We start from the raw sequence: 16,418 nt of genomic DNA on the forward strand, positions 1-16,418 counted from the left end.
TTTCATCCACTCTAGTATAATAATGTGGGTTAAGGGGTGAAGAGACATGTTACAGTCAAAAAAACGTTGGAATGTTCAAGAATGTGATGAACAACTTGTTAATGAATTTGTAGAAAACCTCAATATTACACCTCTAGTAGCTTCGTTATTACTTAATAGAGGCATGACAACAGTAGAAGCGGCACGTGAGTTTTTACACGTTGATGCACAAACGTTCCACGATCCGTTTTTATTGCACGATATGGACAAAGCAGTAGCTCGTATTCAGCAAGCAATTGATCATAATGAAAAAATTATGATCTATGGAGATTACGATGCGGACGGCGTCAGCAGTACTTCAGTTATGTTATCTGCTTTACAGCAGCTCGGCGCTGATACTGATTTTTATATTCCTAATCGCTTTACAGAAGGTTATGGGCCGAATAAGGCAGCATTTGATAAAATAAACGCAGGCGGCTATCAGCTGGTGATTACGGTAGACACAGGTATTTCGGCAGTCGAAGAAACGGCGTATGCACGTGAATTAGATTTTGATTTAATTATTACTGATCACCACGAGCCGGGTCCGGTTTTACCCGATGCCTATGCAATTATTCATCCAAAGCTGCCGGGCAGTACATATCCATTTAAAGAACTGGCAGGTGTAGGAGTTGCTTTTAAACTTGCTCATGCGCTGTTAGGGGAGCTTCCGGAACATTTGTTAGAACTAGCAGTGATTGGGACGATTGCTGACTTAGTTCCTTTAGTCGACGAAAACCGCTTAATTGCTCGCAAAGGTCTTGACTATCTCAAGCTCACGAAGCGTACTGGAATTGAAGCGCTGCTGAGCGTATGTGGAGTAAAACGCGAAGAAATTACTGAGGATACAATTGGATTTGCCATGGCTCCTCGCATTAATGCAGTAGGACGTCTTCAAGATGCTGATCCAGCTGTTCATTTGCTTATGACAACAAATGCTGAAGAAGCAAAAGGTTTAGCTAAAGAAATTGATGCGTTAAACAAGGAAAGGCAGCAAATCGTAAACGATATTACGGAAGAAGCCGTTGAATTTGTTGAAAGTATGTATCCTCCGGATGAAAATAGCGTTCTTATTGTAGAGGGAGAAGGATGGAATGCAGGCGTTGTTGGAATTGTTGCTTCTAGGCTCGTAGAAAAGTTCTACAGACCAACAATTGTATTAAGTGTTGACTCTGAAAACCGTATTGCTAAAGGTTCAGCAAGAAGTATCCAAGGCTTTGACTTATTCGCGAACTTATCTAAATGCCGTGACATTTTGCCGCATTTTGGAGGGCATCCAATGGCAGCCGGCATGACGTTAAACAGCGAGGATGTAGAAGAACTGCGCAGACGCCTTAATGAACAAGCAAGCAACGTGTTAACTCAACAGGACTTTATTCCAATTACATCAGTTGATACAGTATGCAAAACAGAGGAAATTACGCTGGAAAACATTGAACAAATGAGTGCGCTTGCTCCATTTGGTATGCATAATCCGAAGCCAAAAGTTCTCATTAAAGATGTTCATACAACATCTATGCGGAAAATTGGTGCGAATAAAAATCATTTAAAACTCGTATTTGAAGACAGCGGTGTATCGGTTGATGCAGTAGGATTTGGGTTAGGCTATATATTAGATGAAGTATCTCCTATAGCTAAGGTATCATTAGTAGGTGAACTATCCATTAATGAGTGGAACAATATGCGCAAACCGCAGCTGATGGTAGAAGATATCTCTGTAGATGAGTGGCAGATGTTTGATTATCGCAGCGCGGTTGATGTCAAACGTTTCTTTGAACAGGTATTCACAGATCAAATGAAAGTTGTTGCTTTTCACGATTCAACAATTGATAAATACAAGTCGATGCTGCCGATGGAACATGTTGTTCTTATTCAAAATGAAGAACAGGCAAAAGCATGCATGTTTGCAGGAGAACAGATCGTTTTATTAGATTTGCCTCCGTCACAGAAGTGGCTTGAAGCTTTGTTTGTCCAAGGTATTCCTTCTAGGATATACGCTATTTTCTTAACGGAAGAAGACCATTATTTTGATACAATCCCAACTCGCGATCACTTTAAGTGGTTCTACGGCTTTTTAGCGAAAAAGGGTCCTTTTGATTTAAAACGCTACAAAGAAGATTTAGCAATTCATAAGGGCTGGTCGAAAGAAACGATTGATTTTATGACAAAGGTGTTTTTTGAGTTAGAATTTGTTACAATAAACAATGGCTTAATTTCGTTAGTGAAAAATTCTACGAAACGTGATTTAATAGAATCTGCGACTTATCGCCAAAAGCAGCAGCAGATTGAAATAGAAAAAAACTTTATTTATACGTCATATGTACAGCTTAAAAATCAATTTCAAGATATTTTTAAGCGTTCGATTGAATGAGGAGGCAACATTAGAATGAATTTTAAAGATTATATTACAATTGTACCTGACTGGCCAAAACCAGGTATTACATTTAAAGATATCTCAACATTAATGGATAACGGTGACGCATACCGTGCCGCAACGGATGAGATTGTAAAATATGCCAATGATAAACAAGTTGATATTATCGTAGGACCGGAAGCTCGCGGATTTATCGTTGGTTGTCCGGTAGCATATGCGTTAGGTATCGGCTTTGCACCTGTTCGTAAAGAAGGAAAATTACCGCGTGAAGTAATTAAAGTAGATTACGGTTTAGAATACGGTAAAGACGTATTAACGATTCACAAAGATGCAATTAAGCCAGGTCAGCGCGTGTTGATTACAGATGATTTATTAGCAACAGGCGGTACAATTGAAGCGACAATTAAGCTTGTTGAAGAATTAGGCGGAATTGTTGTTGGAGCTGCGTTCTTAATTGAACTTTCTTACCTTGACGGCCGTGACAAACTAGAAGGTTACGATGTATTCACATTAATGACGTATTAAGAAGAACGATCACATAAAAAAGAGTACCTGATACAGGTGCTCTTTTTTCGTTAAAAAACGTGAATACGTAAAATGGAAATGATGTAAATTTCATAAATTAGACGCAAAGGCTTTACATCCTTGGATTTTTTCAAGATAATAGTTACAATATGAATTAAAAATGCTAGTTGATAAAAGGTGATTTCATGGCAAATGAGCAAGTCCTAACAGCGGAACAGGTCATTGACAATACGAAGCGATATTTAAATGAAGAAGACGTGGCTTTTGTACAAAAAGCATATGATTTTGCAAAAGAAGCTCACAAAGAACAATATCGCAAGTCGGGTGAACCATATATTATCCACCCGATTCAAGTCGCAGGAATTTTAGTTGATCTAGATATGGATCCAGCAACAATTGCAGCTGGATTTCTACATGATGTGGTCGAAGATACAGAGATAACACTAAAGGATTTAGAAAAAGCTTTTAACGAAGAAGTAGCAATGCTAGTAGACGGCGTAACGAAACTTGGAAAAATTAAATATAAGTCTAAAGAAGAGCAGCAGGCTGAAAATCACCGCAAGATGTTTGTGGCAATGGCTCAAGATATTCGAGTCATACTGATCAAACTTGCGGATCGTCTTCATAACATGCGTACGCTGAAGCATTTACCGCAGGAAAAGCAGCGACGCATTTCAAATGAAACGCTTGAAATTTTTGCTCCTCTTGCTCATCGTCTTGGTATTTCAAAAATTAAGTGGGAGCTTGAAGATACAGCTTTACGTTACTTAAATCCTCAGCAATATTATCGCATTGTCAATTTGATGAAGAAAAAGCGTGCGGAACGCGAGCAATATTTGGCTGAAGTTATTGATGAAGTTCGTGAGCAAGTAGATGAAGTGTCGATTAAAGTTGAAATTTCAGGACGTCCAAAACATATTTATTCCATTTATCGTAAAATGGCACTGCAAAACAAGCAGTTTAATGAAATTTACGATTTACTAGCTGTGCGCATTATTGTAAATAGCATTAAAGACTGCTATGCGGTGTTAGGGATTATTCACACGTGCTGGAAACCAATGCCAGGACGTTTCAAAGATTATATTGCGATGCCAAAACAAAATATGTACCAGTCTCTTCATACGACGGTTATCGGACCAAAAGGTGATCCGTTAGAAGTTCAAATTCGAACATTTGACATGCACCAAATTGCTGAGTATGGAATTGCTGCTCACTGGGCTTACAAAGAGGGAAAAACAGCTGAGCATGCTTCATTTGAAGAAAAGTTAACGTGGTTTAGAGAAATTTTAGAATTTCAAAATGATGCAAACGATGCAGAAGAGTTTATGGAATCTCTAAAAGTTGATTTGTTTTCTGACATGGTTTATATTTTTACGCCAAAAGGCGACGTCATTGAGCTTCCTTCGGGTTCTGTTCCAATTGATTTTTCCTATCGTATTCATTCTGAAATCGGAAATAAAACCATTGGAGCAAAAGTCAACGGCAAGATGGTTACGCTTGATTACCGTTTGAAAACGGGGGACATTATCGAAATTTTGACGTCTAAGCATTCATATGGTCCAAGCAAGGACTGGTTAAAGCTTGCTCAAACGTCTCAAGCCAAAAATAAAATTCGCCAATTCTTTAAAAAGCAAAGCCGCGATGAAAATATTGAAAAAGGCAAAGAGCTGGTTGAAAAAGAAATTCGTCAAATGGAGTTTGACTTAAAAGAAGTATTAACAGCTGATAATATCAAACGAGTAGCGGAGAAGTTTAATTTCTCAAATGAAGATGATATGTATGCAGCTATTGGATATAACGGATTAACTGCGGCTCAAGTAGCTAATCGTTTAACCGAGAAGTGGAGAAAGCAGCGCGATCAAGAACAAGAGATCCAAATTGATGACATTGCACGCGACACTGCGGCTAAACGTGTTCGCCAGCATAAACGAAAAGATTCCGGTGTTATCGTACCGGGTGTAGAGAACATGCTGATTCGCTTGTCTAAATGCTGTAATCCAGTTCCCGGAGATGAGATTGTTGGTTTTATTACAAAGGGGCGGGGAGTATCTGTTCATAGAGCAGATTGTTTAAACGTTCACACAGATGATGCTGAAAGCCGTCTTATTCCTGTAGAGTGGGAAACACATATTAAAGAGGGCAAAGAGTTTAATGTGGAAATTGAAATTTCGGGCTACGACCGTCGAGGCTTACTAAATGAAGTTCTGCAGGTTGTAAACGAGACTAAAACGAATATTTCAGCCGTTTCAGGAAAATCGGACCGAAACAAAATGGCTACGATTCATATGTCAATTTCTATTCATAACATCAGTCATCTTCATAAAGTGGTCGAGCGCATTAAGCAGCTTCGAGACATTTATTCAGTTCGCCGAATTATGCATTAAGAAAGGTCGTTATACATGAGAGTAGTCGTACAAAGAGCAAAGAATGCAAAAGTAACTGTTGCAGGCGAGACGGTCGGCGAGATTGAGCACGGATATATGCTTTTAGTCGGTATTACCCACGAGGATACTGAAGCCGATGCAGAGTATGTAGCAGACAAAATTGTAAATTTGCGAGTGTTTGAAGATGAGTCTGGCAAAATGAATTTGTCGCTTCTAGATGTAGAAGGAGAAATTTTATCGGTATCTCAATTTACGCTTTACGGAGATTGCCGAAAAGGCAGAAGACCAAACTTTATGGAAGCTGCTAGGCCAGATCATGCTGTAACGATTTACAACTATTTTAATAAAGTATTATCAGGGAAAAATATTCGAGTAGAAACCGGCGCATTTGGCGAAATGATGGACGTATCATTTACGAATGACGGACCGGTCACACTTATTGTAGAAAGCAAAGAAAAAACGCAGGCTCACAGATGAGTCTGCGTTTTTTCTTTGTTTTGAAAGTAGTGATTTAATCCTTCAGCGATAGCGGATGTAATCATTTGCTGATAACTGATGGAATTAATATACGTTTCTTCCCGTTCGTTGCTTAAAAAGCCCAGTTCAATTAATGTACTCGGACGTGTATTTTCGCGAAGAACATAATAGTTTCCAAATCGTTCTCCTTTGTCTTTCAATTTTGCATGTTCAATGAGTGACTGATGAATAGAATGTGTGAGTGGACTGTCCTGATGCTGATGATAATAATACGTCATAAGGCCAGTTAGCTGTGAGCTGTTCGTACTGTTGTAGTGAACGCTTATAAAAGCATCTGCTTTAGTCGATTGCAGCGTGCGCTGTGAAAGTAGAACGTACTCATCACGGGTGCGGGTTAAAATGACGTGTGCGCCTTCTTTTTGAAGTTTGTTTTGTAAAATCAGCGCTGTTCGGAGAGTGAGATCTTTTTCATATGTGCCCTGTGTGCCGATGGCTCCTTTGTCTTTTCCTCCATGGCCTGCATCAATAATAATGGTTTTGCCCTTTAGGTGCTGCAAGCTTTTACTCAGCGTATAAACAGGCTGGCGCTGCGCTACCTGCATGCTGGGCTGAACGCTACGGAGCGCTACGGTTTTCGTGAATTTTTTAAACACCCAGCCTTGAATACCCGAGCTTTCTACATAATACCAATCTCCTTGACGGTCTGAAACGGATAGTCTTGTATTCTTCGTCAATTTATTTGTAATTGAAAATGAACGTCCTGGACCGCTGCGTACATGAAGAGAGTCAGCTGTTACAACAATGGGTTGATGCACCGGTACATTTGGGCGCTCAAATGAGGAAGAGCACAGTAACAAAAGGATACTTGCAGCCAAAACAGATACAGACTTCATGTTAAGATGGCGAATAGATAGACCTCCTTTTTATAACAAAATAGAGTATTCGATGAAAAGAAAAAAAATCCTTTCTCTTATGTAAAAACATCTTTTTTGGGCAATGCTAATAAAAGGATAAGTAAGTGTAGGCAGGGAGGAAGAAACGATGAAGTTTAGTGAAAAAGGTGAACAATCATTTCAGCAGGTAAATCCGGTATTTGGCATTCATTTTCATGATTTTATTGATAGAGAAAGTGAAGCTTCATCCCTTGAATTGGCTTCTGAATTTGGTTTAACGCTTCGAGATATTCAGAAACTAAGAAAACAATTAGACCGCTCTTAACATGAAAGGTGCTTGACAACTGCTCATTTCATTCGTAATATAGAAAGCAATTGCTAAATTAAAATGAATGTATAACATTTTTATATTGATAAGCCAAAGATCGAGAAAAGTAGTAAAGATGACACATGGCTAGAGAGGAAATGTCTTAGGCTGAAAGCATTTCTACATGATGACTTTATGAAAGAACACTCAGGAGGCTTCACTCTGAAAAGGGAAACTTAGTAGGAGATGAACGTGTTCGTGCGTTAACGAAATGAGTGGAAACATGTCATATGTTTCAATTAGGGTGGTACCACGTGAGATTAACTCTCGTCCCTACTATGGAAAAATAGTAGAGGCGAGAGTTTTTTTGTATTGTAAATTTTAAATATAGGAGGCATATCACGTTATGTCAGTTCAAATACCTAGAGGCACACAAGATATTTTACCGGGCAAAGTAGAGTATTGGCAGTTTGTTGAACAGCGAGCAAGAGAAATCTGCCGTGCGTTCAACTACCAAGAAATTCGTACACCAATGTTTGAACACACTGAATTATTTTTGCGCGGAGTGGGAGAAACAACGGATATCGTGCAAAAAGAAATGTACACATTTAAGGATCGAGGCGACCGCAGCTTAACACTTCGTCCAGAAGGAACAGCTGCAGTTGGACGATCATTTGTTTCAAATAAAATGTTTGGAAATCCAACGCAGCCAACAAAGCTGTTTTATATCGGTCCTATGTTTCGTTATGAACGACCTCAAGCGGGACGTTTCCGTCAATTCGTTCAGTTTGGCGTAGAAGCATTAGGGGTAAATGATCCAGCTATCGACGCTGAAGTTCTTGCCCTGTTAATGAGCTTTTACCAATCGCTTGGATTAAAAAAATTAAAGCTGGTTGTTAACAGTTTAGGAGATACAGAAAGTCGTCAAGCTCACCGTCAAGCACTTATCGATCACTTTGCACCTCGCATCGGAGAGTTTTGCAGCGACTGTCAAAGCCGATTGGAGAAAAATCCTCTTCGTATTTTAGATTGTAAAAAAGATCGTGACCACGAACTGATGGCTACAGCGCCGTCTATTCTTGATTATTTAAACGACTATTCAAAAGAATATTTTGAAAAAGTACAGCAGTACTTAACCGATTTAGACATTGACTATGTTGTAGATCCGACGCTAGTACGCGGGTTAGATTATTATAATCACACAGCATTTGAACTAATGAGTGAAGCAGAAGGATTTGGCGCCATTACAACTCTTTGCGGCGGAGGCCGTTATAATGGGCTGATTCAAGAAATCGGCGGACCTGAAACACCAGGTATCGGATTCGCTTTAAGCATTGAACGCTTATTATCTGCATTGGAAGCAGAAGGAATTGAGCTTCCGGTAGAAACTGGCGTAGATTGCTATGTAGTGACAATGGGCGATGAGGCGAAAGAAAAATCTGTTTCAATTGTAAATACGCTTCGACGTGCAGGTTTTGTAGCAGATAAAGATTATCAAGATAAAAAAATGAAAGCTCAGTTCAAAGCAGCTGATCGTGTACAAGCAAAATTTGTTGTTGTTCTAGGTGAAGATGAGCTAGCAAAACAAGTTGTAAACGTAAAGAATATGGAATCTGGCGAACAGCAAGAAGTATCAATTGATCAATTGGTTAGCTATTTGCAGGAACAAGTATAAGGGGGAACCATGATGACAAAACGTTCATACTACTGTGGAGATGTAACAGAACAAGCAACTGGCGAAACAGTTCTATTAAAAGGATGGGTTCAAAAGCGCCGTGATTTAGGCGGATTAATTTTTATTGATTTACGCGACCGCGGCGGAGTTGTGCAAGTTGTATTTAATCCTGAAAAATCTGCTGAAGCGCTAAAAATTGCTGAAGATGTGCGTAATGAATTCGTACTGGAAGTGCAGGGAACTGTTGTAGCTCGTGAAGAGGGAACTGTTAACCCGAACTTAAAAACAGGTAAAATTGAAGTTCACGCTGAGCAAATTACGGTGTTGAATAAAGCCAAAACACCTCCTTTTGCCATTGCGGATCAAACCGAAGTATCAGAAGATGTTCGATTAAAATATCGTTATTTAGATCTTCGACGTTCTGAAATGTTTAACACGCTTAAAATGCGCAATGACATTACAAAAACAATTCGCGACTTCTTAGATCAAAATGACTTTTTAGATGTTGAAACACCTATTTTAACAAAAAGCACGCCAGAAGGTGCACGTGATTATCTTGTGCCGAGCCGCGTACACGAAGGTGAGTTTTATGCTCTTCCTCAATCACCGCAAATCTTTAAGCAGCTGTTAATGGTAAGCGGAGTTGAGCGTTATTATCAAATTGCTCGCTGCTTCCGCGATGAGGACTTGCGTGCAGATCGTCAGCCTGAATTTACTCAAATCGATATTGAAACATCATTTTTATCTCAAGAGGACATCATGACAATGACGGAAGAAATGATGTCTAAAGTAATGAAGCACGTAAAAGATTTAGATGTAACGACGCCTTTCCCGCGCATGTCATATGATGAAGCGATGAGCCGCTACGGTTCAGATAAGCCGGATACACGTTTTGAAATGGAGCTAGTCAACTTATCAGAGCTTGTGAAAGACTGCGGGTTTAAAGTATTTAGCGCAGCAGTTGAAAACGGCGGAGAAGTAAAAGCGATTAACGTAAAAGGTGCCGCTTCTAGCTATTCACGTAAAGATATCGATGCTTTAACAGAGTTCGTGAAAATTTACGGTGCTAAAGGGTTAGCATGGCTGAAAGTTGAAGCAGACGGCTTAAAAGGACCGATTGCAAAATTCTTCAACGAAGATGAGCAAAAGCAATTTGCTGAAGCTCTTCAAACGGAAGAAGGAGATTTACTTTTATTTGTAGCTGATAAAAAGTCAGTTGTAGCAGATGCACTTGGCGCTCTTCGTCTAAAGCTTGCAAAAGAACAAGGGATTATTGATGAAACGAAATTTAACTTCCTATGGGTAACAGATTGGCCTCTTCTTGAGCATGACGAAGAAGACAACCGTTACTACGCGGCTCATCATCCATTCACAATGCCAGTTCGTGAAGATTTACCAATGTTAGAAAGCGATCCTGGACAAGTCCGTGCACAAGCATATGACTTAGTGTTGAATGGTTACGAACTTGGCGGAGGATCTTTACGTATTTATGAGCGTGATATTCAAGAAAAAATGTTTAAAACGCTTGGATTTACATTAGAAGAAGCATATGAGCAGTTCGGTTTCTTACTTGAAGCATTTGAATACGGTACTCCTCCTCACGGCGGAATTGCGTTAGGTCTTGACCGTTTGGTTATGCTTTTAGCAGGACGCACAAACTTGCGCGATACAATTGCCTTCCCTAAAACAGCAAGTGCAAGCTGTCTATTAACAAACGCACCTGGTGAAGTAAGTGAAGCGCAATTAGATGAGCTGCATTTGCAGGTAAAAAGGCAAAAAACAGAAGCGTAATCGATTAAACCATCTGTTAAATCGAGCCTGTCACTGGAGCACGACAGGCTCGATTTTTTTGTTTTACTTATTAATTGCAAAGTGATTTTTTCTGTGATAAGATACTTTCAAGAACTAAATAGTCCTGATGTGTTCGTCCTTAATCCAGTTTTGACCGAACAATTTTTTGCTTGGGAGCTCGGAGTTTTCAACGAGCGTACATGCCTCATCTCGAGGACTTACAATGGTTAAAGCAGAGCACCCACCTGCCGAGAGCGGGTTCAAAACGAAGGCACTCGAGACGGCACGATCGGGACTAGCATACATATAAGAAATCCTCTATGTAATGATTTGCATAGAGTTTTTTTATGGAGAAATATCGAATGCTCATGTTCGTTTTGCTAAAAATATGGTATAGTCAATTTCGTTGTTTATTTGAATTAATCATACACGTTGGTGTATTTAATAGAGGAGTGTTTTAACATGTTGCATCAGTTTTCGCGTAATGAACTGGCGATAGGAAAAGAAGGGTTAGCTACTTTAAAAGGCAGCACGGTTGCTATTTTAGGGATAGGAGGAGTAGGGTCGTTTTCTGCTGAGGCTTTGGCTCGATCAGGAGTAGGTCGTTTAATTCTTGTAGATAAAGACGATGTTGATATTACAAACGTAAATCGTCAAATTCATGCGCTGCTTTCGACGGTAGGTCAGCCCAAGACAGAATTAATGAAACAGCGTATTTTGGATATTAACCCAGACTGTGACGTCGTTTCTCTTCAAATGTTTTATACGGAAGAAACGTATGAAGAGTTCTTTAGTTACAAACCGGACTTTGTAGTGGATGCATCCGATACGATTTCGTATAAAATTCATTTAATGAAAGAATGTTTAAAACGTGATATTCCGATTATTTCAAGTATGGGTGCTGCGAATAAAATGGATCCAACACGTTTTAAAATTGCAGACATTTCAAAGACGCATACAGATCCGATTGCAAAAGTGGTTCGTACTCGTCTGCGTAAAGAAGGAATTCGCAAAGGAATTAACGTCGTTTTTTCTGATGAACGTCCAATCGTTATTCGCGAAGAAGTTCGCAAAGAAGTAGGAAACGATCAAGCGCAAATTCGAAAAGCGAAAATGCCCCCATCTTCTAATGCTTTTGTTCCATCTGTAGCGGGATTAATTATGGGCGGTCATGTTATCAATGAATTATTAAGTAATATTAAGATTCGCCGCGTAGGTGATCAATAAAAAGAAGGCTATCGCAGCCTTCTTTTTTTTATGGAAATATCTGTTCTATTTATGCTTTGGATGGAATCTTCTGTTTGATATGTATAAAAAGTACTAATAAATTGAAAAATATGGCTTGATGGTGAATTTACACTGTAGTAAAAAAAGAGATTTATGTAAATTTATTTAACGCTTTATTTACATAAAATTTACGTTTTGGCTTTCTTTCTGTTGTATCTTCTACAGTAATATTCAGAAAGTCTTATATATCAAGGGTTTGGATAGAAATAAGAAAAAATAAACCCCAAATAAGTAAGTTTACAGTAACTTAAAATTCACTTCATATAAAGACAACAATCTACTCGTATAATGTGTCTTGTACCTGTTGTTCGAGTACAAAGGACTAGTACTAATTACACATATATTTATTGGAGGGTAATGTAATGAAAACAAAGGGTTTTAAAGTAACATTAGCAGCTTTTTTAATGGTAGGAGCACTAGCAGCATGTGGTAAAGACGGAGCAAGCAACGACAGTGGTTCGGGCAGCAAAGAAGAAGTGTCAGGTACGTTAACAGCGGCGGGATCTACAGCTTTACAACCACTTGCAGAAGAAGCAGCGAATGGAATTACGGAAAAATATCCAAACCTTTCAGTAACGGTACAAGGTGGAGGTAGTGGAACTGGTGTTAACCAAGTAGCATCAGGAGCAGTTGACATTGGAAACTCTGACGTTCCAGCAGCCGATAAAATCGAAGATAAATCAAAAGCAGATAAACTTGTCGATACGAAAGTAGCGGGCATCGGGTTCGCACTTGTTGTAAATAAAGATGTAAAAGTAGAATCGTTAACAAAAGAGCAAATTCAAAAGATTTTCTCTGGCGAAATTAAAAACTGGAAAGAAGTTGGCGGAAACGACGAAAAAATCAACGTAATCAACCGTCCAGCATCTTCTGGTACACGTGCTACATTCGAGAAAACATTAATGGGTGACGCGAAAGTAAATGACAGCGTTGGTACAGCTCAAGATTCAAACGGAGCGGTTGAGCAATCAGTAAACTCAACGCCAGGAGCAGTGAGTTACCTTGCTATGTCGTATTTAATTGGCGATAAAAAAGAAAGTTTAAAAATGCTTAATATTGATGGTGTAGAGCCAACAACAGAAAATATTGTTTCTGAAAAATATCCGTTCTGGGCTTATGAGTACATGATTACAAACGGTGAGCCAAAAGATGGTGCAAAAGAGTACATTGATTATGTATCTGGTAAAGACTTTGCTAAGCAAGTAGAAGATATGGGCTATATCCCAATGACTGAATTCAAAAAATAAAAGTGTTTTTAAAAAGAATAGGGCTGACTAACACAGTCAGTCTTATTCTATTTGAATGTTAATAAAGTATATAGCAAATAAAAAGAAAAGCGAATATATACTGAATATGTAAGGAGACAGAGCGATGAAGGGGAAAAAATCCATTAATTATGTAAAAAGCGAATACATTGGCCGTACGCTTTCTACATTTTGCGGTATTTTAATTGTACTTGTTACGTTAGCTATTATCGTGTTTATTTGTGAAAAAGGCATACAGTCATTTTTACAAAGCAATATATCAATCGGTGAAATGTTGACTTCAACAAAATGGAGCCCAAACAATAAAGAATACGGGGCACTTGTATTTATACTAGGTTCCATGCTTGTATCAATCGGAGCCGTTATTATAAGTGCTCCAATTGGAATTGCTATTGCCATTTTTAACAACTATATTTCGCCTAAATTTGGTTCAACGGTTTTACGACCGGTTTTAGAACTTTTAGTCGGAGTTCCTTCAGTGGTATACGGTCTTTTAGGGGTTACCATTTTAGTGCCGCTTCTTCGCGATAACTTCGGCGGAGTGGGCTTTAGTTTGATTGCCGGAATTATTGTCTTAAGCGTCATGATTCTTCCGACAATTGCAAGTATTGCTGACGATGCAATTCGAAGCGTAGCACCTGAATATTTAGAAGCTTCTTATGGACTAGGTTCAACAAGATGGCAGGCAATTAGCCGAGTTATTATTCCATCTGCTAAAACAGGTATTTTAACAGGTATCGTGTTAGGGCTTGCCCGTGCATTCGGAGAAGCGCTAGCTGTGCAAATGGTTATCGGAAATACGGTTAAGCTTCCTGAAAGCTTATACAGCCCAACGGCAACATTAACAGGTATTTTAACAATGGATATGTCTAATACGTTAAACGGAACGGCATGGAATAACGCATTGTGGACGTTAGCCATGATTTTACTGCTTATTTCTTTCGTGTTCATTTTAATTATCCGAGCAATTGGGAAACGAGGTGCTCATCAATGAGAAACAAAAATGCACGCACAGTAAATAATATATGGACAGGTATTTTTTATGGCATTGCCGCTCTAGTTGTGGCGCTATTAGTGTATTTAGTTGTTGAAATTATCGCCAAGGGCTGGGGATTTTGGGATCCGAACTTTTTATTTGGAAAGCCAAGCAATACGATGGCAGGTGGTGGTATTGGACCGCAGCTGTTTAACTCGTTTTACATGCTTGTTTTAACGCTGATCATTTCTATTCCTCTTGGTTTAGGAGCCGGAATTTACTTAGCGGAGTACGCGAAGCAAGGTCGTTTCCTAAATTTCGTCCGCTTATGTATTGAGACAATGGCGTCATTACCGTCCATTGTAGTTGGTTTATTTGGATTATTAATTTTCGTCACATTTTCAGGCTGGGGCTATACGCTTATCGGCGGAGCACTTGTGATTACAATTTTAAATTTACCAGGTTTAACGCGCGTATGTGAAAGTGCGATTGCATCTGTTCCTGCGAGTGTAAAAGAAGCGAGTTTAGGCTTGGGTGCGACTAAATGGCAAACAATTGTTAAAGTAGTGATTCCATCAGCGATTCAACAAATTATCACGGGCGTTATTTTAACAGCGGGACGAATCTTTGGAGAGGCAGCTGCGCTGATTTATACAGCTGGCTTAACGACGCCGATGTTAAATTCAAATGCCGACTTAACGAGTCCTGTAAACCCGTTTAATATTTTTCGACCAGCGGAGACGCTTGCCGTCCACATTTGGAAATTAAACTCTGAAGGAATTGTACCTGATGCGAGATTGATTGCAACAAAGTCAGCTGCTATTCTAATCATTATGGTTCTGTTGTTTAATATCATCGCTCGTTTAGTAGCAAAACTTTTAGACAGCTACTTTAAAGGTTCAACAAAAACGAAAAAACGAAAAGACGTTAAAAGTGCAGCTTAATAGATAAAGACAAAAAAGAAAATGGCTTTGAAACTGAGCAACAGTTTCAGCCATTTTCTTTTTTTAATGTCTCTAAACGATTGAAAACTTTTGAAAAGTATTTTTCTTGTCCATTTTGTTTAGGATGAAAATATTGTTTGTTTTTGATGCGATCCGGTAAATACTGTTGAAGGACCCATCCGTTATCAAAATCATGCGGGTATTGATATTCAACGCCTCGTCCAAGGTTCTCTGCTCCTTTGTAATGAGCATCCTTCAAATGAATGGGAACGTCGCCGGACAACCCTTTTTTAATATCACTTATCGCTTCATCTAATGCTTTGTAAGCAGCGTTGGACTTCGGTGATAGGCAAAGCTCAATAACGGCGTTTGCAAGCGGGATGCGTGCTTCTGGAAGTCCTAATCGCTCAGTTGCTTGAATAGCTGCTAGTGTCCTCATGCCGGCATCCGGATCAGCTAGTCCAATGTCTTCATAGGCAATGACTAAAAGGCGACGATTGATGCTGATCAAGTCTCCTGCTTCAATTAGCCGTCCCAAATAATGAAGAGCGGCATTTACGTCGCTGCCGCGAATCGATTTTTGAAAAGCCGATAATACATCATAGTGAGCGTCACCATTTTTATCATGTGAAAAATACTTTTGCTGCAGACATTCTTCTGCCGTTTGTAAGGTAATAACGATTTTACCATCGCTTTCACTTGTTGATAAAACAGCTAGTTCCAGAGCATTCAAAGCCGAGCGCACGTCACCGTTACAGCTGTTGGCAAAGTGGTTCATGGCGTCATCTTCTACGGCAATTTTTCTATCCCCAAATCCGTTGGATGAGTCGTTGAGTGCTCTTGTTAGCGCCATTTTGATATCATCTGGCGTAAGAGATTTTAATTCGAAGATTTGGCATCTGCTTCGAATAGCAGGATTAATCGCGTGATAAGGATTGCTTGTTGTCGCTCCGATTAGAATGATCATGCCGTTTTCTAAATAAGGAAGCAAAAAGTCTTGCTTGGCTTTGTCAAGGCGATGAACTTCATCTAGCAGAAGAATTACTTTGCCTGACATTTTGGCCTCTTCGGCGACAATTTCCATATCTTTTTTATTGTTTACAACGGCATTTAACTGACGAAACGCCGTGTTGGTTGTTTTTGCGATAGCTGTCGCAATTGTTGTTTTCCCGACGCCTGGAGGCCCATATAAAATCATCGAGCTTAAGTGATTTGCTTTTACCATTCGATAAATCATTTTATCTTTGCTAACTAAATGCTGCTGCCCGATAACGTCATCTAAATGAGTCGGACGCATTCGAAATGCGAGAGGTTTTGTAGACATGTTTTTCTCCTTTCTTTTCTTTCACTGTATCACAAGAGGTGAATAGGTGGTGGAAATTTATCTTATAGGCATAGTATGTTATAATATCAACAGTTACATTTGCAAGAAACGCGTATAGAGAAGTTCATATAGCTTAGTAAAAAACGACTCATCACAGCATTCAGTGACAACGTGAGGG

General features: G+C 39.3%; 13 protein-coding genes, 1 other RNA gene and 1 other annotated feature. Of the genes, 12 read left to right on the forward strand and 2 right to left on the reverse strand.

From position 1 onward, the window contains the following. The first annotated feature begins 46 nt into the window (after nucleotides 1-46). From recJ to dtd, 4 genes are all read left to right on the forward strand, one after another. A complete protein-coding gene (gene recJ / locus ACWATA_RS01425) occupies nucleotides 47-2,389 on the forward strand; it encodes a single-stranded-DNA-specific exonuclease RecJ (protein ID WP_473049549.1) in 2,343 nt (780 codons plus the stop codon). 15 nt (nucleotides 2,390-2,404) lie between these two features. Continuing rightward, on the forward strand, nucleotides 2,405-2,917 hold the full coding sequence (locus ACWATA_RS01430; RefSeq protein WP_165635128.1) for an adenine phosphoribosyltransferase: 513 nt from the start codon (nucleotides 2,405-2,407) through the stop codon (nucleotides 2,915-2,917). Between the two features lie 185 nt (nucleotides 2,918-3,102). Continuing rightward, nucleotides 3,103-5,301 carry a RelA/SpoT family protein gene (locus tag ACWATA_RS01435; RefSeq protein WP_013059308.1) on the forward strand — a complete coding sequence of 733 codons (2,199 nt, stop codon included), beginning with the start codon at nucleotides 3,103-3,105 and terminating at the stop codon, nucleotides 5,299-5,301. 15 nt (nucleotides 5,302-5,316) lie between these two features. After that, a complete protein-coding gene (dtd, locus tag ACWATA_RS01440) occupies nucleotides 5,317-5,778 on the forward strand; it encodes a D-aminoacyl-tRNA deacylase (protein WP_028411689.1) in 462 nt (153 codons plus the stop codon). Here dtd and ACWATA_RS01445 read toward each other — a convergent pair. Further along, nucleotides 5,769-6,653 (reverse strand): N-acetylmuramoyl-L-alanine amidase family protein, encoded by an 885-nt coding sequence (locus ACWATA_RS01445; protein WP_223546263.1) that lies wholly within the window; start codon nucleotides 6,651-6,653, stop codon nucleotides 5,769-5,771. The two genes, dtd and ACWATA_RS01445, sit on opposite strands and share 10 nt — an antisense overlap. 166 nt (nucleotides 6,654-6,819) lie before the next feature. Between ACWATA_RS01445 and ACWATA_RS01450 the strand changes: the two genes are divergently transcribed. From ACWATA_RS01450 to pstA, 8 genes are all read left to right on the forward strand, one after another. After that, nucleotides 6,820-6,996: a hypothetical protein gene (locus ACWATA_RS01450; protein ID WP_013059305.1), complete on the forward strand. Its 177-nt coding sequence runs from the start codon at nucleotides 6,820-6,822 to the stop codon at nucleotides 6,994-6,996. A gap of 87 nt (nucleotides 6,997-7,083) precedes the next feature. Then, nucleotides 7,084-7,316 (forward strand) — a binding site (T-box leader). A gap of 68 nt (nucleotides 7,317-7,384) precedes the next feature. Then, entirely contained in the window at nucleotides 7,385-8,653 is a 1,269-nt protein-coding gene (gene hisS / locus ACWATA_RS01455) for a histidine--tRNA ligase (RefSeq protein WP_028410586.1), read from the forward strand. Between the two features lie 12 nt (nucleotides 8,654-8,665). After that, nucleotides 8,666-10,444, forward strand: coding sequence for an aspartate--tRNA ligase (aspS, locus tag ACWATA_RS01460; RefSeq protein ID WP_165635129.1), 1,779 nt, complete (start codon nucleotides 8,666-8,668; stop codon nucleotides 10,442-10,444). A gap of 118 nt (nucleotides 10,445-10,562) precedes the next feature. Continuing rightward, a non-coding RNA gene (gene ssrS, locus ACWATA_RS01465) (6S RNA) lies at nucleotides 10,563-10,744 on the forward strand. 162 nt (nucleotides 10,745-10,906) lie between these two features. After that, nucleotides 10,907-11,671 carry a tRNA threonylcarbamoyladenosine dehydratase gene (locus ACWATA_RS01470; RefSeq protein WP_028411687.1) on the forward strand — a complete coding sequence of 255 codons (765 nt, stop codon included), beginning with the start codon at nucleotides 10,907-10,909 and terminating at the stop codon, nucleotides 11,669-11,671. Nucleotides 11,672-12,093: 422 nt separating this feature from the next. Next, complete coding sequence (locus tag ACWATA_RS01475; protein ID WP_028411686.1) at nucleotides 12,094-12,978, forward strand: phosphate ABC transporter substrate-binding protein PstS family protein; 885 nt, start codon at nucleotides 12,094-12,096, stop codon at nucleotides 12,976-12,978. 124 nt (nucleotides 12,979-13,102) lie between these two features. After that, on the forward strand, nucleotides 13,103-13,990 hold the full coding sequence (pstC, locus tag ACWATA_RS01480; protein ID WP_013059300.1) for a phosphate ABC transporter permease subunit PstC: 888 nt from the start codon (nucleotides 13,103-13,105) through the stop codon (nucleotides 13,988-13,990). Further along, the gene (gene pstA / locus ACWATA_RS01485) at nucleotides 13,987-14,916 is read left to right on the forward strand and encodes a phosphate ABC transporter permease PstA (protein WP_025750576.1); all 930 of its coding nucleotides are present in this window, start codon (nucleotides 13,987-13,989) and stop codon (nucleotides 14,914-14,916) included. Before pstC ends, pstA begins: the two co-directional genes overlap by 4 nt. A gap of 46 nt (nucleotides 14,917-14,962) precedes the next feature. On the opposite strand, the gene ACWATA_RS01490 is transcribed toward pstA, so the two are convergent. After that, nucleotides 14,963-16,240, reverse strand: a complete 1,278-nt coding sequence (locus ACWATA_RS01490; protein WP_223546262.1) for a replication-associated recombination protein A — start codon at nucleotides 16,238-16,240, stop codon at nucleotides 14,963-14,965. Between the last annotated feature and the right edge of the window lie 178 nt (nucleotides 16,241-16,418).

Source organism: Priestia sp. USM5 (assembly GCF_058323215.1).